This is a genomic window from Solirubrobacter ginsenosidimutans (genome assembly GCF_027587205.1).
Genome location: NZ_JAPDOD010000045.1, coordinates 19,632 through 42,077 on the forward strand (window position 1 = coordinate 19,632; position 22,446 = coordinate 42,077).

Annotated in this window: 17 protein-coding genes; 10 read left to right on the forward strand and 7 right to left on the reverse strand. The window is 69.9% G+C overall.

Annotated features, from left to right (window positions below; genetic code table 11):
- The first annotated feature begins 19 nt into the window (after positions 1 to 19).
- The 10 genes from hpaE to OM076_RS33855 all read left to right on the forward strand — a co-directional run bounded on the left by hpaE (position 20) and on the right by OM076_RS33855 (position 12,589).
- Complete coding sequence (hpaE, locus tag OM076_RS33810) at positions 20 to 1,561, forward strand: 5-carboxymethyl-2-hydroxymuconate semialdehyde dehydrogenase (protein WP_270044574.1); 1,542 nt, start codon at positions 20 to 22, stop codon at positions 1,559 to 1,561.
- A gap of 6 nt (positions 1,562 to 1,567) precedes the next feature.
- Entirely contained in the window at positions 1,568 to 2,605 is a 1,038-nt protein-coding gene (hpaD, locus tag OM076_RS33815) for a 3,4-dihydroxyphenylacetate 2,3-dioxygenase (RefSeq protein WP_270044575.1), read from the forward strand.
- A 135-nt stretch (positions 2,606 to 2,740) separates the two neighbouring features.
- Positions 2,741 to 4,300 carry a sugar ABC transporter ATP-binding protein gene (locus OM076_RS33820; protein WP_270044576.1) on the forward strand — a complete coding sequence of 520 codons (1,560 nt, stop codon included), beginning with the start codon at positions 2,741 to 2,743 and terminating at the stop codon, positions 4,298 to 4,300.
- A 16-nt stretch (positions 4,301 to 4,316) separates the two neighbouring features.
- A complete protein-coding gene (locus OM076_RS33825) occupies positions 4,317 to 6,437 on the forward strand; it encodes an ABC transporter permease (protein WP_270044619.1) in 2,121 nt (706 codons plus the stop codon).
- Between the two features lie 44 nt (positions 6,438 to 6,481).
- Complete coding sequence (locus tag OM076_RS33830) at positions 6,482 to 7,813, forward strand: substrate-binding domain-containing protein (protein WP_270044577.1); 1,332 nt, start codon at positions 6,482 to 6,484, stop codon at positions 7,811 to 7,813.
- A gap of 8 nt (positions 7,814 to 7,821) precedes the next feature.
- Positions 7,822 to 8,262: a nuclear transport factor 2 family protein gene (locus tag OM076_RS33835; protein ID WP_270044578.1), complete on the forward strand. Its 441-nt coding sequence runs from the start codon at positions 7,822 to 7,824 to the stop codon at positions 8,260 to 8,262.
- Complete coding sequence (locus tag OM076_RS33840; protein WP_270044579.1) at positions 8,259 to 10,169, forward strand: flavin-containing monooxygenase; 1,911 nt, start codon at positions 8,259 to 8,261, stop codon at positions 10,167 to 10,169. The genes OM076_RS33835 and OM076_RS33840 overlap by 4 nt, the downstream gene beginning before the upstream one ends.
- Positions 10,170 to 10,183: 14 nt before the next feature.
- Positions 10,184 to 11,185 carry a dihydroxyacetone kinase subunit DhaK gene (locus OM076_RS33845; protein ID WP_270044580.1) on the forward strand — a complete coding sequence of 334 codons (1,002 nt, stop codon included), beginning with the start codon at positions 10,184 to 10,186 and terminating at the stop codon, positions 11,183 to 11,185.
- The gene (locus OM076_RS33850) at positions 11,182 to 11,793 is read left to right on the forward strand and encodes a DAK2 domain-containing protein (protein WP_270044581.1); all 612 of its coding nucleotides are present in this window, start codon (positions 11,182 to 11,184) and stop codon (positions 11,791 to 11,793) included. The genes OM076_RS33845 and OM076_RS33850 overlap by 4 nt, the downstream gene beginning before the upstream one ends.
- Before the next feature lie 22 nt (positions 11,794 to 11,815).
- On the forward strand, positions 11,816 to 12,589 hold the full coding sequence (locus OM076_RS33855) for a macro domain-containing protein (RefSeq protein ID WP_270044582.1): 774 nt from the start codon (positions 11,816 to 11,818) through the stop codon (positions 12,587 to 12,589).
- A 3-nt stretch (positions 12,590 to 12,592) separates the two neighbouring features.
- Here the strand turns inward: OM076_RS33855 and OM076_RS33860 are convergent, their stop codons facing one another.
- The 7 genes from OM076_RS33860 to OM076_RS33890 form a co-directional block, all read right to left on the reverse strand.
- Positions 12,593 to 12,904: a Pepco domain-containing protein gene (locus tag OM076_RS33860; RefSeq protein ID WP_270044583.1), complete on the reverse strand. Its 312-nt coding sequence runs from the start codon at positions 12,902 to 12,904 to the stop codon at positions 12,593 to 12,595.
- Positions 12,891 to 14,480, reverse strand: coding sequence for an Hsp70 family protein (locus OM076_RS33865; protein ID WP_270044584.1), 1,590 nt, complete (start codon positions 14,478 to 14,480; stop codon positions 12,891 to 12,893). Before OM076_RS33865 ends, OM076_RS33860 begins: the two co-directional genes overlap by 14 nt.
- Positions 14,467 to 16,146 (reverse strand): ligand-binding sensor domain-containing protein, encoded by a 1,680-nt coding sequence (locus OM076_RS33870; protein ID WP_270044585.1) that lies wholly within the window; start codon positions 16,144 to 16,146, stop codon positions 14,467 to 14,469. The genes OM076_RS33865 and OM076_RS33870 overlap by 14 nt, the downstream gene beginning before the upstream one ends.
- Positions 16,143 to 16,871: a hypothetical protein gene (locus tag OM076_RS33875; RefSeq protein ID WP_270044586.1), complete on the reverse strand. Its 729-nt coding sequence runs from the start codon at positions 16,869 to 16,871 to the stop codon at positions 16,143 to 16,145. Before OM076_RS33875 ends, OM076_RS33870 begins: the two co-directional genes overlap by 4 nt.
- On the reverse strand, positions 16,868 to 18,154 hold the full coding sequence (locus OM076_RS33880; protein ID WP_270044587.1) for a CHAT domain-containing protein: 1,287 nt from the start codon (positions 18,152 to 18,154) through the stop codon (positions 16,868 to 16,870). Before OM076_RS33880 ends, OM076_RS33875 begins: the two co-directional genes overlap by 4 nt.
- Positions 18,155 to 18,159: 5 nt before the next feature.
- Positions 18,160 to 21,810, reverse strand: a complete 3,651-nt coding sequence (locus tag OM076_RS33885) for a TGS domain-containing protein (protein ID WP_270044588.1) — start codon at positions 21,808 to 21,810, stop codon at positions 18,160 to 18,162.
- Between the two features lie 125 nt (positions 21,811 to 21,935).
- On the reverse strand, positions 21,936 to 22,433 hold the full coding sequence (locus OM076_RS33890; RefSeq protein WP_270044589.1) for a GNAT family N-acetyltransferase: 498 nt from the start codon (positions 22,431 to 22,433) through the stop codon (positions 21,936 to 21,938).
- Between the last annotated feature and the right edge of the window lie 13 nt (positions 22,434 to 22,446).

A 22,446-nucleotide genomic window follows, 5' to 3' on the forward strand; every position in this document is an offset into this window, starting at 1 on the left:
CATATATGATCCTGTTGAAATGGAGATCGGTCAGAGCAACGCAGTGGAACAGCAGGCGGTCGAGCGGAGGCTGGTCCCAACCCAGCGCCACCTGATCGACGGGCGCTTCACCGACAGCCTCGACGGAACGACGTTCTGCACGCTGGACCCGACCACCAACCGGCCGCTGGCCGAGGTCGCCGATGGCAAGAGCGCCGACGTCGACGCCGCGGTCAACGCCGCCCGCCGGGCCTTCGACGAGGGAATCTGGCCGCGCCTGAGCGTCGCCGAGCGGGCGAAGACGCTGCGCCGCATCGCCAACCTGCTGCGCATCCACGCTGATGAGCTCATCGAGCTCGAGGTGCGCGACATCGGGATGCCGATCGCGCAGATGCACGGCCTGGCCGCACGCGCGGCCGAGAACTTCGACTACTACGCCGGCGTCATCACCGAGCTGCACGGCCGCTCGTTCCAGGTCGGCGACCAGTTCCTCAACTACACCGTGCACAAGCCCGTCGGCGTGGCCGGGCTGATCATGCCCTGGAACGCGCCGCTGATGCTGTCGACGTGGCGGATCGCGCCGGCGCTGGCGGCCGGCAACACGATCGTCCTCAAGCCGGCCGAGTGGTCGCCGCTGACCGCGACGCGCCTCGCCGAGCTGCTGGGCCAAGCGGGCCTGCCCGACGGCGTCTTCAACCTGGTCCACGGCTCCGGCGAAGGGGCAGGCGCGCCCCTGTCGCGCCACCCGGGCGTCAACCTGATCTGCTTCACCGGCGAGACCGCGACCGGCTCCACGATCATCGCGGCCGGCGCCCCGACGCTGAAGCGCTCGAGCGTCGAGCTGGGCGGCAAGTCCCCGGTCGTGGTGTTCGCCGACGCCGACCCCGGGCTGGCCGTCGACGCCGCGGTCGCCCAGATCTTCACCATGAACGGCCAGCGCTGCACCGCCGGGTCGCGCCTGTTGGTCGAGCGGCCGCTGTATGACCGCGTCGTCGGCGCGATCGCCGAGCGGGCCCGCAACATCCGCGTCGGCGACCCGTTCGACAAGCGCACCGAGCTCGGCCCGCTGATCCACCCGGAACACTACGAGCGGGTGCTCGGCTACATCGCGTCCGCTCGCGAGGAGGGCGCGACGATCTTGGCCGGAGGCGACCGGCCGGAGCACCTGCCGGACGGCAACTACCTGAAGGCCACGGTCATCGGCGACGTCACCGAGACGATGCGCGTCTTCAGCGAGGAGATCTTCGGTCCGGTGCTGGTGGCGACGCCGTTCGACGGCGAGGACGAGGCGATCCGGCTGGCCAACGCCACGCAGTACGGTCTGGCCGCCTATGTCTGGACCAACGACATCCGGCGCGCGCACCGGGTCGCGCACGCGATCGACACCGGCATGTGTTGGATCAACTCGCAGAACGTCCGCGACCTGCGCACGCCGTTCGGCGGTGTGAAAGCTTCGGGCATCGGTCGCGAAGGCGGCGACTACGCCTTCGAGTTCTACTGCGACGTCGAGATCGTCCACGTGGCGCTCGGCATGCACCCCATCCCCAGGCTCGGCCTCGCCGGGCCCGACCAGGAGGAGTGACGGGTCTTGGCCCTCACCATCACCGAGCTGCTCGAGGCGGGGCCCGATCCCATGCCGTTCGACATCCTGCGGGCGGCGTACGTCGAGCTGCACGTCCGTGACCTCGCGGCCTCGCGCCGCTTCTATGTCGACCTGCTCGGCCTGGTGGTGAGCGCCGAGACGGATGACGCGCTCTACCTGCGGGGCTGGGAGGAGCGCGTGCACCACTCGATCGTGCTGCGCCAAGCCGACCAGGCGGCGGCGGCCCGTCTCGGCTTCCGTATGCGCGCGGACGCCGACCTCGACGGGCTGGCTCACGTGCTCGAAGGCCTGGGCTGCACGGTCTGGTGGGTGGACGGCGCGCTGCCGGAGATGGGGCGCGCGCTCCGCGCCCGGGACCCGTTCGGCTTCCCGCTGGAGTTCTTCCACGAGATCGGCCTCCTCGACTCGCAGCTGCAGCGCTACGACCTGCAGCGCGGCGCGCCGATCATGCGCATCGACCACTTCAACCTCCACAGCCCCGCCATGGAGGAGACGTTCGCGTTCTGGCAGCACCTCGGCTTCCGCTGCTCGGAGTACATCTCCACCGACGGGGAACCGGAGGACGAGCGCCTGGCCGGTGCCTGGCTGTTCCGCAAGCCAGGCGTGCACGACGTCGCGCTGACGCTCGGCCGCGGCCCGCGCCTGCACCACGTCGGCGTCTGGGTGCCCGAGCCGGGCGGTGTGCTGCGCACCTGCGACCAGCTGGCCGCCGCGGGCGCCGGCGCCGCGATCGAGCGCGGACCCGGCCGCCACGGCGTCTCCAACGCGTTCTTCGTCTACTTGCGCGACCCGGACGGCCATCGCATCGAGCTCTACACGTGCGACTACTACACGGGCGATCCCGACCACCAGCCGCTGCGCTGGTCGGTCGCGGATCCGCGCTGCCGCTCGTTCTGGGGCGCGGTAGCGCCGGACAGTTGGTACGAGGAGTCGACGGAGCTGCTGGGCCCCGACGGCCGGCTCATCCCGACGGCGGCCGCGAACCTCGACGAGCGCCGTGCTCGCACGCAGGTCATGGCCTAGATCTTTCACACAAAACATATAGGATCTGGCAAAATGATCTGAGAGGCCCTAGGCCGCGACGGATCAGAGGTAGCGAGGAGAGCAAGTGTTCGACACCGGCACGGGCGCGCAGTGAGCACCCCGCGGACAGAGCGGTTGAGCGACGGTCAGGCCGAGCTGGGAGGGCCGCCCGGCTCGTCGGCGACGCTCCTGCGCGTCACCAACGTCGCGAAGGCGTTCGGGGCGACCCAGGCGGTACGTGACGCGTCGTTCGAGCTGCGCGCGGGGGAAGTCCTCGCGCTCGTCGGCGAGAACGGCTGCGGCAAGTCGACGATGGTCAAGATCCTCAGCGGCGTGCACCTGCCCGACGCGGGTGAGATCGAGCTCGACGGCGAGGCCATTCCGCCGCTCTCGACGCCGCAGCAGGCCCAGCGGCGCGGCATCGTCACGGTCTTCCAGGAGGTGCTCGTCGCCGAGTCGTGCTCGGTGCTCGACAACGTGTGGCTGGGCATCGACGACACGTGGCGCACCCGCGTGTCGCTGCGTGAGAAGCGCGCCCGCGCACGTGAGGTGCTCGGCGAGCTGCTCGGGCGCGACGTCGACCTCGGCATCGCGGCCGAGGAGCTGTCGCTGTCGGATCGCCAGGCCTGCGGCATCGTCCGCGCGCTCCTGCGCGACCCCAAGATCCTGATCCTCGACGAGGCGACCTCCGCGCTCGACGTGGCCACGCGCGATCGCCTGTTCGCGATGGTCGGCGCGCTCTCGCGCAAGGGCGTGGGCGTGATCTTCATCACGCACCGCATGGACGAGATCGAGCAGATCGGCGACTGGATCACCGTGATGCGCTCGGGCGAGACCGTCGGCGACCTCAGCCGCGGGCACTGGACCCATCGGCAGCTCGTGCAGCTGATGACGGGAGCCGACGCGCTGGGCAGCGAGGAGCAGGACCGGCTGGAGCCGGTGGCCAAGCGCCGCGGCGACGTCGTCCTGAGCGTCCGCGGGCTGCGGCTGCGTCCTGACGGGCAGCCGATCGACCTCGACGTTCACGCCGGCGAGCTGATCGGCCTGGCCGGCCTCGAGGGCCACGGCGGCAACACGTTCCTCGAGGCGCTGCGCGGCGGCGTGATGACCGAGGGCGAGGTCGTCCGCCACGTCGACGGCCGCGAGGCCGTCATCGGCTCCCCGGCCGACGCGGCCGACCATGACATCGCGTACGTGCCCCGCGAGCGTCGCGCCGACGCCGTGTTCAGCTGGATGTCGATCCGCGAGAACTTCGCGCTGCCGACGCTGGGCCGCGACACTCGCCTCGGCTGGCTGCGGACGCGGTCGTCGCGACGTCGTCTCGACGCCTACGTCAACCGCCTCGGCATCGTGCTCGGCTCCGCGGAGGACTCGATCACCACCCTCTCGGGCGGCAACCAGCAGAAGGTGATCATCGCGCGCTGGCTGGCCTACGGCCCGCGCGTCCTGCTGCTCAACGACCCGACGCGCGGCATCGACATCGGCGCGAAGAACGACCTGTACGCGCTCTTCGGCGCGCTCGCCGCGGAAGGGCTGGCGGTCGTGATGCTCTCGACCGAGCTCGACGAGCACGTCGAGCTGATGGATCGCGTCCTGGTCTTCCGCGAGCACGAGCTGTTCAAGGAGTTCGGACGCAGCGAGGTCACGCGCGAGCGGCTCGTCGCCGCGTTCTTCGGCGAGCAGAGCGAGGCCTGAGGTGGCGAACGTGAAGATGGAGCCCGCGCTGGAGACCCGGTCGGCCTCCGGGCGTAGCCCGGTCGTCGTGCGCAGCACGAAGGAGCGGCTGACCCACCTCACCCAGCACCACAGCTACGGGTTCGCGGGGCTGCTGATGGTCGCCGTGCTCGTCGTGACGATCGTCAAGGACGGCGGCAACTTCGGCGTCTCCGACCAGCTCGGGATCGCGGCGCCGATGATCCTGGCGGCGATGGCCAGCGCGCCGTCGATCATCGGCCGCGGGTTCGACCTCTCGATCTCGCCGCTGCTGGTCTTCTGCGGCGCCGTGTACGTCGTGTGGCTGGCGCCGCACGGGCTCGGCGGCGCGATCGCCGTGCCGATCGTCCTCGGCGTCGGCCTGCTCGCGGGCCTGGTCACCGGCCTGATCATCACGCTGCTGCGGATCCAGGCCGTCGTCGTGACGCTCGGCATGTACTTCGCGCTGCAGGGCGTCAACCTGCTGATCGCGCCCAACCCGGCTTCGCTGGGCGAGGGGGACCGCTGGATCTACCACCTGGCGGGCCAGGTCGGCCCAATCCCGGGTGCGGTCTTCACGCTCGGGGTCCCGGTGCTGATCTGGTACGGGCTCAAGCGCATCCCCTTCCGCGGCCTCCTCTACGCGGTCGGCTCCAATGACGCGACCGCGTTCTCCAGTGGCGTCAACGTCACCGCGGTGCGCGTCGGGAGCTACGCCCTCGGCGGCCTCTTCGCCGGGTTCGGCGGCCTCGCGCTGACCGCGCTGGTGCGGTCGACGAACGCCTCGACGTCCACGCAGTACGCGCTGATCGCGATCGCGGCGGTCGTCCTCGGCGGCACGTCGCTGGCCGGCGGTCGCGGCGGCCTGATCGGCGTGGCCTTCGGCGCCTTCACGATCTACCTGTTCCAGAACCTCCTGTCGAGTTTCGAGGTCAACCCCGCCTGGCTGCAGATCGTCTACGGGGCGATCCTGATCATCGCCGTCGTGATCCAGGGCGCGCTGGTGCCCGAGGCCGGCATCGGCGGCCTGCGGGCGAAGCGCATGCCCGTGCTCCACCGCCACAGGCGCAGAGGAACGGGGCCGGAGCTGTCGACCTTGGAGATCGGTCCCGTCGGCGGCGGGGAAGGGGATCTCGCCGCCGCGCCGGTCGAGGCCGGAGGGGCGGTCGCGCGGGTGTGGGGCTCACTCGTCCGGATCCAGGAGCGGTTCCCGCTGATCCAGCTCGTGGCGCTCGCGGCCGTGTTCGCCTTCGGTGTGATCACGCTGCCGGGTCTCGGCTCGTGGGTGAGCATCCGCTCGATCCTCGTCCTGGCCGCCCTGGTCGGACTGGCGTCCTGCGGGCAGACGCTGCTGATCCTGATGGGCGGCTTCGACCTCTCGGTCTCCGGGTTCATCGTCGCCGGCGGGCTGACGGTCACCGCGCTGAACCTGAAGTACGGCATCAGCTTCGGCGCCGCCCTGGCGCTGGCGCTGGTGTCGGCCACGGTCCTGGGCGGCTTCGCCGGCTACATCTGCCACCGCTTCAGGATCAACCCACTCGTCGTGACGCTGGCGATGGGCTCGCTGGTCATCGGCCTGGTGAAGGTGCAGATCGGCGAGCAGGCCAACGGCTACCCGACCGAGTGGATGCAGCAGCTCGCGATGCCGGTGACCAAGACGTTCGGGATCGGGATTCCGCCGGCCGTATCGATCTGGATCCTGGTCGTCGTCCTCTTCGGGATCGTCCTGCATCGCACGCGGCTGGGTCGCAACCTGTTCGCGACCGGCGCGAATCCGCGTGCGGCGGACAACGCCTTGATCAACACGCGTCGCGTCTGGATGGCGGCGTTCGCGTTCAGCGCCGTGACATCGACGCTGGTCGGCATCCTGATCGGCGGCTTCGCCGGCCAGGTCGTCGACACCGGCGGCGATGCCTATCTGTTCCAGAGCGTCGTCGCGGTGATCGTCGGCGGGACCATCTTCGGAGGGCCCGGCGACTACACCCGTACCGCCATCGGCGCGCTGTTCATCACCTTGCTCATCACGGTCCTCGTCGGACACGGTGCCAGCAAGGCGATCGAATTCATCGTTTACGGCGCAATCATCCTCGTCGCCGTCGCCATCTACGGCCGCGAACGCAGGCTGCGCGACCGCGTCTGAGCGGTCGTGATCGGAGGAGGGCAACCCCCATGGGGAGGAGAGAAATGAGCGAGACAGCGAACTGGCGCTCGTGGAGTCGCGTGACGCTGGTGGGCATGATGAGCGCCGCGGCTCTAACGGTCGCCGCGTGCGGCTCAGAGAGCGGCGGCGGGAATGAGAAGGCGTCGTCGGGCAACCAGAAGCAATCCCTCGAGAAGATCGACGTCAAGCCCACCGGGCCCGCCAAGGTCAAGGTCGGTACGGCGTGCGGTGACACCGTTCCGGTCGGACCGAAGAACAAGGAAGGCGAGGCCTTCCAGTCGATGTCCCCGGAGCTCCAGGGCATCTACGGCAGCTATCCCGAAGAGGTCGTCACGAGCCCGTGGGCGACCCAGAAGATCACGGCCAAGCCGCCGTGGAAGATCGGCTACATCACGATCGGCATCTCCAACCAGTACCAGAACAACGTCCTCAAGCAGCTCAAGGAGGAGTTCGCGCTGGCGAAGGCCAAGGGGCTGGTCACGGGCGAGTTGGTCACCAACATCCCGCCGAGCCTCGCGCAGTCGACGCCGGAGAGCCAGATCTCGGCGATGAAGCAGATGGCCCGCCAGGGCGTCAACGCGATCATCGTCAACCCCGCGGACTCGGTCGCCGAGTCGGCGACGATGGAGCAGCTCGGCGAGCAGGGCGTGCCGATCATCCTCGCCGACGTCCCGCCCGCCCCGGGCTCGAAGTACCAGACGTCGACGTGGACCCAGAACCAGGTCGAGGCCGACGCCGGCACGCTGGGCATCATCGGGAAGGGCAACATCCTGATCGTCCGCGGCGTCGCGGGCAACCAGAACGACAAGGTTCTCTACAACCAGAAGGTCCAGGACCTCAAGAACTGCCCGGACATCAAGGTCGCCTCGGTCCTGTACGGCAACTGGGACAACGGCACCGTCAAGCAGGTCGTGTCGCAGTACCTGGCGGCGCACCCGCAGCCGATCGACGGCGTCCTGCAGGACGGCGGCATGTTCGCCGGCGTCGTCCAGGCGTTCGAGTCGCGTGGCATCAAGGTCCCGCCGGTGGGCGTCGAGCAGTGCTACGCCGGTGACCTCTCCTGGTGGCTGAAGAACATCGACACGTACAAGACGGTCGCCGGCTGCATCAACGGCCTCCAGGGCGGCTACGTGTACTTCAACACCGCGCTGCGGATCCTGGCCAACAAGGGGCCGAAATACAACCTGCTGTCGATGCCCGCGGTGGCGATCGACAACACCAACCTGAAGGCCTACGCCCAGCCCGGCCTGCCGCTCACGTCGGACTTGGAGCTCCCGGGCCCGAAGGAAGCGTGGTGCGACGACAAGTGCCTGGACCAGTACTTCAACGAGCCGGGTCCGGCGACCGCGAAGTAGGCCTCAGGGTGACTGAGATCGACGAGCTCCGCGCGAGGGTGCGCGTGCTCGAGGACAGAGAGGAGATACGCAACCTGCTCCAGGAGTACCGACGGACGCTGGACGCACGCGACATGCGGGCGTTCTCGGCGCTGTTCGCGTCGGACGGCTCATGGAGCGGCAAGTCGGGCGCGGCCACCGGGCCCGACGGGATCTACGACATGCTCATCGCCCAGTTGCCGGACAACCCGCCGGCCCCGGGCGCGACGCTGTGGCACTGGATCAGCGACCCGACGATCACCGTCGACGGTGACCGCGCGACGGCGAGCAGCCTGTGGATGCACGTCCGCCGCGGCGACGATGATCGCCCGCTGCTGCCGACCCTTGGCGGCTACGACGACGAGCTGATCAGGGAGGACGGCCGCTGGCGCTTCGCGCGCCGCTCGGTCAGCCCCCTGGTGCCCGCATGACCACCGCGGAGACCATCGCCTTGGAGTTGCGCGACGCGAGCGACGAGCAGATCGAGCGCGCCGTCGCCCACGCCGAGCCGATGGTGCTCCGCGGCCTGCTCTACCAGCTCACCGGCGACGAGGAGGTCGCCGCGACGCGGGTCACGGTCGACCCGTCGGGCTTTCAGACGTTCATGATGGTCGCCGGCGAGGCCGACGTCGCGCTGCTGCGCAGCAAGGCCCTCGACTTCCTGCGGGCGCTGCGCGACTCAGGAGCCGGACCGGTGGACATCGGCCCCGAGGAGCGGCTGCGCCGCAGCATCCCGCTGGTGTTGGGTGAGGCGCTCGACGACGCCGAGTACGAGTACTGCCGCGAGGAGCTCGGGCTGGACCCGTGGGCGCGCGCGTCGACGTGGCGCGCCCACACCGGCGAGTTCTCGGTGATCGTCATCGGGGCCGGGTTCGGTGGGCTCGACGTCGCGGTGATGCTCAAGCGCGCCGGCATCCCGTACACGGTGATCGAGAAGGACTCCGGCGTCGGCGGGACGTGGTGGGAGACGCGCTATCCCGGGGCGCGCGTCGACACCCCGAGCCGCGCGTACACCCACATCTTCGGGGCGAAGTTCCCGTACTCGAGCCCGTTCTGCGGCGCGGCGGAGAACCGGCGCTATTTCGACTGGGTGGCAGACACCTTCGAGGTACGCGAGGACATCGTCTTCGACACCGAGGTGCGCGCGCTGCGCTGGGACGAAGGGGCGTGTGAATGGGAGGTCTCGATCGCCGGCCCGGCGGGAGAGCGGGTGCTGCGAGCGAACGCGGTCGTCACCGCGGTCGGCTTCCTCAACCGCCCGCGGGTCCCCGAGATCGAGGGGATGACGGACTTTCGCGGGCGCTCGTGGCACACGTCGCGCTGGCCCGTGGATGCGGACGTCGCGGACAAGCGCGTGGCCGTGATCGGCACGGGCTGCACCGGCTATCAGCTGATCCCGGAGCTGGCGCTGCAGACCGAGCATGTCGTGGCCTTCCAGCGCACGCCGCAGTGGTTGTTCGGCGTCGAGGGATATCTCGCGCCGTTCGCGGAGGAGGTGCCGTGGTTGGATCGGAACCTCCCCTACTACACGAACTTCATGCGGCTGCGGATGTTCGGGACCGGCAAGGCGTTCATGCGCATGACCGAGGTCGACCCGTCGTTTGACGATCCGCACGCGGTCAGCGCGCGCAACAAGGCCGTCCGTGAGGCAGCGCTCGCGTTCCTGGAGCGCAAGGTGGCCGACCCGGACCTGCGGGCGCGGATGACCCCACCGCACCCGCCGTGGTCGGCGCGGGCCGTGGTCGTGGACACGGACTACAACGTGCTCGACGCGATCCAGCGCGACGATGTGACGCTCGTGACGAGCGGGGTCCGGCGGATCACGACGACCGGGATCGAGGACGGTGACGGGGTCCACCACGAGGTCGACCTGATCGTCTACGCGACCGGCTTCCACGCCTCCGAGTACCTGTTCCCGATGACGGTCACCGGGGTCGGCGGGCAGACGCTCGAGGAGTTGTGGAAGGTCGGCGGCGCGCGCGCACACCGCTTCTGCATGTATCCGGGGTTCCCGAACCTGTGGTCGGTCTACGGCCCGAACACCAACGGCGTCCTCGGGCCCGCGACGTTTCATGACTTCGTCGCCCGCTACGCCATCGAATGCATGGAGCGCCTGATCGTCGGCGGCGGGCGCGCGATCGAGCCGCGTCGCGACGCCTACGACCGCTTCAACGCCGAGGTCGACGCGCGCAACGCGCGCAAGGTCTGGAGCGACCCGCGCGCGCACAACTACTACTGGACCGAGCACGGGCGCTCGGCGGTGATGTGCCCGTTCAACAGCCCCGAGATCTTCACGCTCCTGCGCCACCCGGCGTTCGACGAGCTCGAGATCCGCTGAACCCGAGGAGTTCGATGCGACGGCAGTTCGTCAACGATCCGCACGATGTCGTGCGCGAAGCGCTGGAAGGCTTCGCCCGCGCCAACGCCCACCTGGTGCGCTGGGATCGCGAGGGCAACTTCGTCGCGCGGGCGCAGCCGGCCGCGGCGGGCAAGGTCGGTCTGCTGGCCGGCGGCGGGTCGGGCCACGAGCCGCTGCACGGCGGTTTCGTGGGCATCGGGATGCTCGACGCGGCGGTGCCGGGCGCGATCTTCTCCAGCCCCACGGCCGCGCAGTTCGAGGCGGCGACGCGCGCCGTCGACGGCGGCGCCGGCGTCCTGCACATCCTCAAGAACTACACCGGCGACAAGCTCAACGCGGGCATCGCGGCCGAGATCGCCGCCGAGGACGGCATCGCGATCGAGCGGGTGCTCGTCGACGACGACCTCGCCACCGACTTCGAGGACGACCGCTCGCCCGGGCGGCGCGGGACCGCGGCGGTGATCGCCGTCGAGAAGCTCTGCGGCGCCGCGGCCGAGCGCGGCGCCTCACTGGCGGACCTGGCGGCACTGGGCCGGCGCGTCGCCGAGGGCTCGCGGTCGCTGGCCCTCGCGCTCTCGCCGCTCGCGCATCCCGGCGAGTCGCGCCCGTCGTTCGAGCTCGGCGACGACGAGATCGAGTTCGGCGTGGGCATCCACGGCGAGCGGGGCATCGACCGGCGCCCGTTCGCGCCGGCCGACGAGCTCGCGCGTCAGCTCGTCGAGCCGGTGGCCGACGCGCTCGAGCTCGGGGAGGGCGACCAGGTCGCCGTCATCGTCAACGGGCTCGGCGCCACCACCAACCTCGAGCTGCAGGTGGTCTTCGCCGAGGTGGCGCGGCGCCTGGACGCGCGCGGGGTGCAGACGGCGCGAGCGCTCGTCGGCCCGTACCTGACCGCGCTCGACATGGCCGGCTGCAGCGTCACGCTCGTGCGGATGGACGCCGAGACGCTCGCGCTCTGGGACGCGCCGGTCCGGACGCCGGCGCTGACGTGGTGACCGGACTGAACGCGGCCACGGCTCGTGCCTGGGTCGTGCGCTTCCTCGACGCCGCCGAGTCGGAGGCGGGCGCGCTGGGCGAGCTCGACCGCCTGGCCGGCGACGGCGATTTCGGCACCAGCGTGACGACCGCGGTGCGCGGCACCTGGCGCGAGCTGGGCGACGGCCCGCTCGACCGGCCGGGCGCGGCGTTCGCCGCGCTCTCCACCGCGTATCTGGGCACCGGCGGCACCAGCGGACCGCTCTATGGGATGTTCTTCCGCGCGCTGGCCAAGGCGGCCGGCGACGCGCCGGAGCTGGATCTGGCGACGCTGGCCGATGGCGTCGGCGCCGGCGTGGCCGCCGTCCGCCGGCTCGGTGGCGCGGAGGTGGGCGAGCGGACGATGGTCGACGCGCTCCAGCCCGCGGCGGACGCGCTGGCGGCCGGCGGCACGCTCACCGGCGCCCTGGACGCCGCCGCCCTCGCGGCCCGCGCCGGCGCCGACGCGACGGCCGGTCTGGTGGCGCGCCGGGGCCGGGCCACGTACGTGGGCGACGCCGCCACCGGCGTCGTCGACCCGGGCGCCGCGCTGGTCGCGCTGTTCTTCGAGGCGGCCGCCGACCGCTGACCGGTCTGGCACGCTTCGCGCCGTGATCGGCATCGAGCGAGGAGACATCACGACGGCGGAGACGGACGCGATCGCCTGCGGGGCGGGCGGCGCGCTGGAAGCCGCGCTCCGACGCGCCGGCGGGCCGCGGCTCGAACACGCGATGACGCTGATCAAACGCCCCGGCGTGACCCACGCGGGTGAGCTGCGCGCGCGCTTCGTCATTCACACCGTCGTGCCCACGGCCGAGGACAAGCTGTCCGCCTGTTACCGCGCCGTGCTGGCCCAGGCCGCGGCGCTCGACTGCCAGAGCGTCGCGCTCCCCGCGCTCGGTGCCGGCACGGGCATCCACACCTATCGCGTCGCGGTCGCGGCGTTCGACGCGGCCGTCGAGTCGGCGATCGGCGACATCCGCTTCTGGCTGCACGACGACGAGACGTTTCAGAACTTCGACCAGGCCCGCCAGTTCCGGAGCCCACCGCTGCGCGCCGCCCGCCGCGATGACTGGAAGACCGAGCCCGACCCGCCGCTGCGACCGCTCGCCTTCGAGACGCGCCTCGACGAGCGGGCCGCCGCGACGCTCGCGCTCGGCATGGTGCCCGAGGAGATGCAGAACAAATGGTTCGTCTTCCAGGAGGGCGACCGCATCCACTTCCATCGCTCCTGGACCGGCATCCTGATCTTCCGCGTCACGGTGACCGCCGGGCGCGTCCACGGCGCCGAGTTCAACGGCGACCCGGCCCAGTTCAAGGGCGACGACGCCGAGGCGGCGAAGATCCTCGGCAACCTCGTCGGCTGGCTCGCTGGTCGCACATGATCCTCAAGCGCGGCGCCGCATCACGAAGTCGATGCTCGAAGTGCTCGACACGGTGACACCGCTTCCGAGCAGCTTGAACTCACCTTCCGCGCCGATCTCGGCGCTGAAAGTGATCTCGTCGAGCACGAATGCGCCCTGTCGTGGCGTCTGATGCTCCACTAGGTCACGCAAAGAGCCGAGAAACCGGTCGAGGCTCGACTTGAGCGTTTCCACAGACATCGCCTTCTCGACGACCTTCCGAACCGGCTCACCGCGCATGCCGTCAGTCGACTCGGTCGTCACGACGATGAAGGACGTCGACTCATCTGTCTGCATGTGGCTCTCCCATCGGCTTGTCGTGTTGCCCTCGAAAGGTGTTCAGCCGCCGTGAGTCGACGACGTCCAGGCGTCCGACGCGTTCGTGCACCGGGTCGGACACGATCGCGGTCATCGTGCCGTCCGAATGAACGTCGAATACGACGTTGAGCCGCGCGGTGCCCGCGCGACCGGCCTCGACGTCCATCAGGATCGGTCCGAGCAGGATGCATTCGCTGACTCGCGTTGCCGTCCGCGTCCCCTGGAGCACCTCGACGCGGACGGTCTCCTGGTTGTCCTCTCGCGTCGTGACGGGGAACACCTTGCTCCTGTGCGGAATCGTCACGTTCGCCTCGACGAGCACGTGAAATCGGTCGTCGTCGAGCTTGATTCCGAGTGGCAACGCGAGCACGTTCACCAGTGCGCGCTCGTGAAACCGCCTGCGTCCGCGGCTCAGCATGTGGGCGTACTCCGCCGCCCCGAGGGCGACCGCGAGCTCCGGCTCGGGCGCAAGTCGCGGCGTCGCACCGAGCAGTTCCGAGACCTGCGCCTGCACCGCAGGCATACGGGTCTGACCGCCGACGAGGATGACGTCGTCGATATTGCTCCACTCGAGACCGGAGATCTCGCGCACCGCCTCGTCAGCGAGTCGCCGCGTATCCGCCAGCACGGCGCCGGAGCATTCGACCAGCTGAGCGCGCGTCATGCGTCGTCCCAACGCCATCGTCGTCTCGCCGCTCGAGAGCTCGATCTTCGCGCGCTCGGCCGCGTGCCTCACCGCTTCGCGAAACGCGGGGGTGGGCGCGGCCTCACGGGACTGCCGCAGCAGCCAGTCGGTCACCGCACGATCGATGTCATCGCCGCCGAGGCGCGTGTCGCCATGGACGGTGAGCGTTTCGAACAGGTAGCCGGCCTCGTCACGTTTGGCCTCGAGCAGCGAGAGATCGAACGTGCCTCCGCCGAGGTCGTAGATCAGGAAGAGCCGCGGATTCTCGTCGAGCAGGTCCGCGCAGGTCAGCGCGGCGGCGGTGGGCTCGTTGAGGATCTCGGCTTCGAGTCCGGCGAACTCCGCCGCGAGGAGTGTCGCGCGCCGCTGCAGCAGGTTGAAGTATGCGGGCACGGTGATCACGGCCTTGCGCAGCCCCTCCAGTGGTACGCCGAGCGCCGTGGCAGCGGTATACCGCAGCTTCGACAGCACTTTGGCCGCGATGTCCGGCGGCGTAAGCCTGGCCTCTCCGAAGTCGATCGCGATTGCCCGCAGCGGATCGTCGGCATCCCCCGGAAGCATCCGATAGGCGACCGTTCGCGAGTCCTGCATCACGCTCGGCTCGTCGAAGCGCCGGCCCATGTGTCGCTTGACGGAATAGGCGACGGCGGAAGGGTTGCGATCGGCCAACTCGGCGGCTTCCGCGCCGACCACCCACCTTCGCCGCCCGGCGTCCCAGCCGACCAGCGAAGGCATCAGGACTACGCCGTCCGGATCGGCCAAGGGCACGACCCTTCCCGCGGCCTCATCCCACACCGCAACCGCCGAGTTCGTCGTCCCGAGATCGATGCCGAGTACGCGACGGCCCTCGAAACGGTCAGTGCTCGTCATTTCTGCTCCCGATCCCCCCAGTACCGACGAGCGTGAGTCCGTCGTCCGTTTCTACGATCGCGAATGCCGTTCCGGGCACGCCCGTGTCCCAGCGCATTGCCTCCTCGGTGACCTCGAGCGTCCGCAGATCGCAGCGACGAACGCCGTCCGGGTCGGCGAACCATGCGCAGTGCTCCGTCGCGGCGGGCGCCATCGCGGTGATGCGCTCGAGGTCGACGCCGGCGATCTCCAGTGCGTGCCATCCGCCGTCGTAGCGCCACACGCCCTTGTCCGTGGCGACCCAGAGCCGGTGCTGGAGCATCGCGAGACATCGGACTGCCGAGACAAGGGGGCCGGGGCGCTCGCCCGCGAGCTGCCACGCTCCGGCACGATCGAGGCGATACACGCCGCTCGAAGTCCCGACCCACCAGGTCCCGTCGGGGGCTTGGGCGATGCAGCGGGCAGCAGCCTGCAACGGAAGTCCGACGCGCACCCACTCGCCGTCGTCGAACCGGAAAAGGCCCGCGGTCGTCAGTGCGTGCAACGGCGCGGCGAGCGCGATCGGGACACCGGGCGGTTGAGCGCCTCGGAAGTCCGCGTCGTCACGGACGCGCCCGATGCCGTGTGGCCGCGCGAGCAGCCAAGTCTCGCCACCGTGCCTCACGAGTTGGAGAACGTCGGCGGCAGCCGGGTCGTGGGTATGAGCGCCGGCGCGCACGCGGACCAGTCCGCGGGCCGTCCCGGCGAGCACCCCGCCGCGATCGGCAACCGCGCAGCGTCCGAGGTCGCTGAGCGTGTCCTCGGGCGTCGGCGAAAGCGCGTCATCCTCCCACGTGGGCAGGCCCTGCGCGCGCCACCACAACCGATTCAGCGAACGCTCGCGCGCAATCCACAGCGCGGGGCCGTCGGCGGCGGCGGCCGTCGCGCCGGGACACGGCGTCGTTTCGCCGTCGGAAAATCGCGTGACGCCATCCGCCGAAACGGCGTAAAGGACGCCTCCGGCCGCCACCAGCGCGAGCGTCCCGGGACATGCTTGCGATGTGTCCCCGCCGAGCTGGAACACCTCAGTGGCCGTCGCCGTCCAGACGTCGCCGTCCTCGCGGTCGACCAGCGCCGCACAGGCCCCTGGTGCCATTCTCTCGTCGCCGCGGTAGACGCCTCCCGTCCCGCCCACGAGCACGCCCGCGTCCGTCTCGAGCAGCGCGCGCGGAAACGTGACATCGGGTCCTGCGACGACCGGCTCATCGATTCCCCCGAGGCGGTAGAGCCGTCGGCTCGATGCCACCCACACGCCACCTTCGCGCGCCGGCGCAATCGCGAGGAGCGGGGTGTCCCGGAGGCTCGGGTGCGTCCGCCATTGTTCCTGGTCGAAGCACGCCACACCGGTCGGGGCATGCACGGTCCAGACCCGGTCGGCGTGATCGATACACAGCGCCAGGACCGTGTTCCCAGGAAGCCCATGCTCGCTCCCATAGCGCTGGTACGACGAGCCCGCGGGATCGTAGGCGATCACTCCGCCCCAGGACCCTCCCCAAACGACGCCGGTCGAGGTCACACCGAGCGTCCGGACGTCGAGCCGCGGCGCGAGCGTCGTCCATGCTCCGGCGTCGGGGCGAACCGGGGTCGCGCGGCTGACCGCAGTGATCGCCGAGCCCGGACGGTAGGCGGTGACGCCGTCCTCGCTCACCGCGGAACCTCACGAAGTCGCTGCTCGAGGCTCGCGATCTCGCGGTTGAGCTCGTCGACCTCGTCGTGCTTCGCCGTCCGAGCGTCGGTCAGGAATTCCTGCCAGCCGTCCCTGGCGCGCCACCGCTCCCAGAGGGCGAGGACCTTGTGGAACTGGCGTTCTCGCGATCGCACGTCCGAGCTCAGGCGGCCCTGCGCCTCCTCGAGTGCCTCGCGCCACTCGCTCACGCGGCGGGTGTGGGCGCTTTCGCTCTCGCCACCCGGGAGCGGGCGGTCGATCGCGTCCCAATCGAGAAGCGCGAGCATCTCGCCAAGCGGCCGACTGCGATCGTCCGCCAGCCGGTTGATCTCGGCCAGACGCTCGTCGTCGATCTCCCAGGCGTGAGCGAAGCGATTGATGAGCGTCTTGGTTCGCCGGCGCCGAATCGCGGCGTCGCCGGTCGGGCGGCGGTTCTGCCGGGCGACCGGAGCCGGCTTGCCGATCCCATCACGGCCACGCCGTCCGCGCGGGCGGGGGCCGCCCGCACCGGCTCTCGGCAGCCGCTCAGCGCTTAGCCGGGTCCGGAGTTCCTGTCGCCGTTCCTGAAGCGCGACGCGTCGATACTCGATATCGGCGAGGGCCGCGTCGTATTCCGCGACGGCGATCTCGACGGTGTCCAATTCATCCAGTCGGTCGCGGAGCGCGCGCACCGCGGCGTGCACGCGTCTGACGTCGGCATCGCTCATGAGACGAACTCTGTGTCCTTGTCGGCGTAGAGCACGTACGCGAGACCGAGGGGGTTCCCATGCTCGCGCATGAAGTGGCGCCGCGTCTCCAACAGGGCGACGGCCGGGCTGGCCGATCCAGCGCCCATCGCATCGAAGAGGTTGTTGTAGAAGTGCCGAGCGAAAGCGAAGGCGAAGTAGTCCGGGACCGGGCAAAGCGTCGCGAGCACAGCGACCGCCCCGCCTGACTCGATCCACCGGGTCGGGAATCCCGGTGGCTCGAAGGCGGCATTCGCCTGGGCTGTGCCGCACGCATTGAGAAACACGAAGGGCCCGGCCATGCGACGCGGCTCGAGTGTCAAGTCCCCCAGCGTCCCCGCATCGAGTAGTACCTGTTGCCCGGCGATCGTCAGGTCGAGCTGGGAGAGGAACTCGGTGTTGGCGCCCGGGTGACAATGGCACGCGAAGTGCAGGACGTCGCGGCTGATCGCCCGGTTGAGTGTCGCCACCAGCGCCTTACGGAGCCACTGCTTGGCTCGCAGCCCACCGTCGTCGCTGCCCGATCGCAGCTCGTGCAGGAACTCGGTGAGCGCGTCGTCCGCCAGGGCCAGATCGTCAGGACGACCGGAGAGCGCATCCCCGGCTTGGCGGCGCAGATCCTCACCGAGTCGCAGCGGATCCGAAGCCAGCCCCGGATGGCGGCAAGCCAGTTCGTCGACCTCCGTACCCGCGAATCGAAGGTCCTCGTTCAGAGCGGTGAACAGCCCGCGCTGGAGGAGGATCTCGCGGGGTCGGTTGCGTCCCAGCCAGTGGGTGATCGGGACCCGGAAGCCCCAGAACCGCTGCCACTCGAGCTCGTCGCTCTGCCGCCCGTCATACAGCATGTCCCACAGGATCGGCGCCTCGAGCTTGTCAGCGAAGGTCACCTCCGGCACCGGATCGCGGGAGTCCATCACGTTGACGTCTCGTAACAGCTGCCCGAGGCCCGAGGGACGCAGAGTGGACGACAGCGGGCTCCCCAGCGTCCGGAGCTGGTCGAGCGTCTCATCGCGCTTGGCGTCAGGGACGCTCAACGCGGCGTCGAGTGCGTCCGCGTCGACGGTCACGGGCTGGCGGCGTGCGAGATACTCCGCCAACTCGAGAAGGGCGCTGGCGAACTCGTGCGCTGCCCTTTGGGCCGTGGCGCGCGCGAAGGGCAGCTCCGAGTCCTCGTTCTCGACCGACACTTCGTCACGGCGGCGGATGGTCACGCGTACGCCGCGCCGTCCGGTCCGCTTTGCGGTGGCATAGCCGCCGATGCGCACCGGGGTCACGGCTGCAGCTCCTGGATGTCGAGATCGACCCAGAGTGAACGGAGCTCTTCGCCTGCGCTCTCGAACCGCAACATCAGCGATAGCTGGGACTCCGCAGTCGGCATGCGAAGCGTCATCACGGCCTGGTGGTCGTCGCATCCCTCGATTCGGTTCAGCGAGTGGGTCACGCGGTCGCCGCCTGCCATCGGGATGACAGCGACCGAAACGTCGTCGGTGCTCGGACGCCAATCGCGGGTGTGCAGGCGACCGTCGTACCACGCGGGCGCTTCGGCTCGATAGCTCACTCGGAACCGATACACGTGCCCGGCGAGGAACGCGCCGTGTTCGGGCTCGTCGATGGCCTCGAACAGCGCGAATCCTCCCGCGGGGCGCACGAGGTAGATCGCGCATTGCGGGTGGCCGAACACCGCGTACGCGAGCCAGTCCTGACGGTGCGAGGAGTGCGCGCGCACCGCCTCGCGCGCGCTCCGAACGGCGTCGGCCAGCGAGGCTCCCTCACGCAACCCGTCGTAAAGCGTCTTGACGAACCGCTCGTCAACGCTCGCGGGGACTCTCCAGCGCGGACCGACGACCGCGGTGGCCCCCGACCGCAAGAGCGGCGCTGCCCACGCCCGCTCGATCTGCGTTGCGCCGCCATCGGCCGGCGTTTCGCCTATGAAACTCAACGTCACCAGGGGCCGCCGCCGCGTGAGTTCCAGCCGGTGCTCCTGCACGAGCGGCTGCCGGAGTGGCGAGTCCTCCGTGGCCTGCGTGATGCCGTCCCTGATGTCTTCCCGCGCGAATCTGATGACGTGGAGCCCGAAATAGGGGTTATCCGATGCCAGCAAGTCGACGCCCGACGGTTGCTCGGGGTCTTCCCCGAGTGCCTCCCGCCAGGGCCTGAGATGTGCGGGCGGCGCGCCGTAGTCGGCGATCGCGACCCGCGCCATGGGCGCCTCGGAGTCGAGTCGCAGGCCTTGACCCGTAATCCAATGTGCGACGTCGAAGTCTTCGGCGAGACACGGTTCGAACACGACGTCTGCGCTCTCTTGCGACAAGTAGTACGGGCAAACGAGCTCCCACGGCATCACCGCCCTTTCGTCGGAGAGCACGAACCACGTCGCCGGCGCGTCGCGCAACTGTTCGTACGCCTCGCGAAGAGGCCCGCGCGGCATCAGTGTGTCAGCCAGCATTCCGCCGAACGCCTGCGTCGCGGCGCGGGTCGACGCGGGCGAACCGTCGAACGCCGAGAGCTCTGCCAGCTGCTGGCAAATGCCGCGGGCGTCATCGACGGTGATCGGTGGCAGCTCGAGGCGCTCGGCGTCATAGCCCAGTCGCGAGCAGGTGAGGTAGAACGCCAGCCGTTGGCTCGTCACCGACTCCTCGACGGTCACAAATACCATGACGTCCGACGGCGGTCCCGGGATGGCATCGGCGTGCACCAACTCCGGAAGCTGCGGGAGCGCCTCCGGCCGGCGGACGTGGATCTCGAACTGCGCCTCTGCCGGCTCCAGCCGTGCTGCCTGGGCGCCCTGGTACGCAACGGCGGTGATCGTGTGATCGCCGCTGGCAATGGCGGTCATGGAAACCGCGATGCTCGTCTGCTGAGGCGTGCCGTCGACGACCGGGATCGTGATGGGGCTGGGCGTCTCGAGCCGGAAGCCCGGAGCTTCGACGAAGACCGTCAGGTCGAGCGCGGTGATCGGGAGGACCAGCACGTGGCGCTTGAACTGGTCGGGCCGGCTCGCGGGCGCCAAGACGAGGCGGATTTCTTCGCTCGAGCCCACGCGCACCTCGCCGCCGTCGCGATCGATCGTCAGCCGCCAGGGCGTCGCCGGCACGCCCGCCGGGGCGGGCAGCAACGACTGGATGTGCAGCTCGCCGTCCTCGGACACCGAGACGATCTGCTCGTCATCGAGCAGCGCGATGTCGCGCACCGCGCCGCCGTGCGTCCGCGGGAGCCCGATCGGCTCGCCGCCGGAGCGCCACACGCGGATGACGCCGTCCGCGCATCCGGACACGAAACGCCCGTCCGCGGCAACCGCGAGTGCATGCACGGCGGCCGGGTGCCTGGGGCCCGCGCGAGGCCGAGCGTCTGAAGTCTCCAGCACCGCGGTCGAGCCATCGGCCGCGCCCGAGCACACCGTCTGTCCGTCGGTGGTGACGGCGAGCGCGAGCACCCTGTCGGCGTGTGGTGCGTGGTTCAGGAACTCCTGACCCGTGTTGACGTCCCAGCCGTGGATCGAACCGTCGCGGCAGCCAGCGAACAGTCTCGGACCGTCGCGTGCGGCGACGAGTGCCTCGATGTAGGCAGGGCATCGCAACTCCGGCCACTCGCCCACTTCCTGATCGATCGCCTCGATGCGAATCGAGCCGTCGATCCCGGCTACTCCGACACGCGGTGGCGATGGCCATGCTGCCATGGCCGCGCACGGCACGGGCAGCGAGAACGCAACGTGCGAGTCGCCTGTCGTGAGATCCCAGATCCATAGGCCGCCATCGGTATCGGCAGATCCGACTCGAGCCGACCCCAGGGCGCTGATTCCGCACACCGAACCGATGTGTGGATCGAGCGCGTCGGCTGGCGTCCCATCCTGGGCCCAAACCTGCAGCAAACCGCCCGCGCTGCCGGTCACCGTCCGGCCGTCGGGCAGGACGGTCACGACGCGGAGGAGTCGTCCGAGCGCGTCGATCACCGCCGACGCCACCTCCCCCGGCGTCGACCGTCCGTCGGCAATTCGGGTGTACATCCTGGTTGCCGTGGAATCTTCGTGGGTCCCGCCGAATCGTCCGGCGATCTGCTCGACGGCGGGGTCGAGATCGTCGCGGCTCGGCCGCAATCCGTATCCGGCCAGGTGTTCGAGGAGTCGCAGGCGGCCCCTGATGACCGGGAAGGCCCTGAGCGCCTCGCGCAGCTTTCGATGTCCCCGGGGCGTCTTGACGTTCTCGACGTCGGCTTCCGTACGCTGGATCGTGTCGGCGCGGATGATCTCCACGATGTCGCCGGGTTCGAGGACGTGCCCAAGGAAGTCGACCTCGCGCCCGTTCACCAGCGCCCCCGTGGCCTGGGAGCCGATCGCGGTGTGGATGTAGAACGCCAGATCGAGTAGCGTCGCTCCCTCCGGCACGTTCCACGTGCCGAGCCGGTCCGGGAACCGTCCGCCGCGCGTGAACACCTCGTGTCGACGGGTCACGGCGGTCCGCCACTCATCCGAGCTTCGCGGAAGCGGCGGCCGGGTGGATGGTTTCGTCCGCCGGCGGAAGAGTCGCCGGAAGCGCGCTCGTTGGTCTCCCGACGCGTCGTGCGTCTCCCGCGCCACCGCTCCCAGGTCGCCGAGCACGGCGAGCACACTCCGCCGCGCCTCCGTTTCATCTAGACCGACCAAGTCCACCACGTGCGAGTCAGCCCACTCGATTTCGACGTCTCGGACTCGTATCGCGACGCGTCGCGTGCTCGGCTCGGTGAGATCCGTGAACGGACGACTCGGCGAGACGGTGATCAGCGGTCCTGCCGCGCCGCTCTGGGAGTCGATCTCGAGCGTGTCGGGCCTGATCACCTGCAACCTCGTCGGGTAGCCGGTGTCCTCCAGTTGCCAGGCAATCCACTCCGCCCACGACCGATCGTGTGGCAGATAGCGCACCAGCAGCTCCCGAGGCTCGATGGTCACGTGCAGACTCTATTCCGAACGTCGATCGTTGTGGCAACGCTGATCACACAGCCCTTCGGCCATCGGTGTGAATTCTGGTGCCTAGATGCTGCGGCTGCGGCAATGACCCAGCGGGTCGAGTCCCGTCATCTGCGGTCGGTCGTCGCGCTGAGGTCGTAGAGCCAATCGTTGCTGGGCGCCCAGCGGCCCTTCGGGAACTCGAACTCGACCTCGCCCAAGAACGTGAACCCGCACTTGCGGCAGATCGCGTTGGACGGTCCGTTGTCCGGCACGGGGAAGGCATGGACGACGCGGGGTCCGTCGGCGGCACGCGCCGCCTCGAGCGCCAGCCGCGTGCCCTCGCCCGCGACGCCCCGGCCCTGGAAGGCGGGGAGCACGGACCAGCCGATCTCGTAGATCTGCTCGCCCTGCCATTCGTGCTCCCAATAGCCGACCCAGCCGGCGCCGACGCCGTCGACGACGATCTTGAAGATGCCGGGGTCGCCGAGGTAGCGGCGGTGGCGCGAGACGATCTTGTCCGGGTCCTCAGGCCCGCCGAGGTGCTCCATCATCACGGGGTCGCCGAGCAGTGCCTGCACCAGTGGCAGGTCGTCCTCGGCCCAGGGCTCAATGGCGATGCTCACGGCGCGTATTGTG

What these genes read in the sequence shown, in the direction of transcription:
- OM076_RS33830 (WP_270044577.1), top strand. Translation starts at nt 6,482, where the DNA reads ATGAGCGAGACAGCGAACTGGCGCTCGTGGAGTCGCGTGACGCTGGTG.
- OM076_RS33825 (WP_270044619.1), top strand. Translation starts at nt 4,317, where the DNA reads ATGGAGCCCGCGCTGGAGACCCGGTCGGCCTCCGGGCGTAGCCCGGTC.
- OM076_RS33845 (WP_270044580.1), top strand. Translation starts at nt 10,184, where the DNA reads ATGCGACGGCAGTTCGTCAACGATCCGCACGATGTCGTGCGCGAAGCG.
- OM076_RS33865 (WP_270044584.1), bottom strand. Translation starts at nt 14,480, where the DNA reads ATGACGAGCACTGACCGTTTCGAGGGCCGTCGCGTACTCGGCATCGAT.
- OM076_RS33860 (WP_270044583.1), bottom strand. Translation starts at nt 12,904, where the DNA reads ATGCAGACAGATGAGTCGACGTCCTTCATCGTCGTGACGACCGAGTCG.
- OM076_RS33875 (WP_270044586.1), bottom strand. Translation starts at nt 16,871, where the DNA reads ATGAGCGATGCCGACGTCAGACGCGTGCACGCCGCGGTGCGCGCGCTC.
- hpaE (WP_270044574.1), top strand. Translation starts at nt 20, where the DNA reads ATGGAGATCGGTCAGAGCAACGCAGTGGAACAGCAGGCGGTCGAGCGG.
- OM076_RS33840 (WP_270044579.1), top strand. Translation starts at nt 8,259, where the DNA reads ATGACCACCGCGGAGACCATCGCCTTGGAGTTGCGCGACGCGAGCGAC.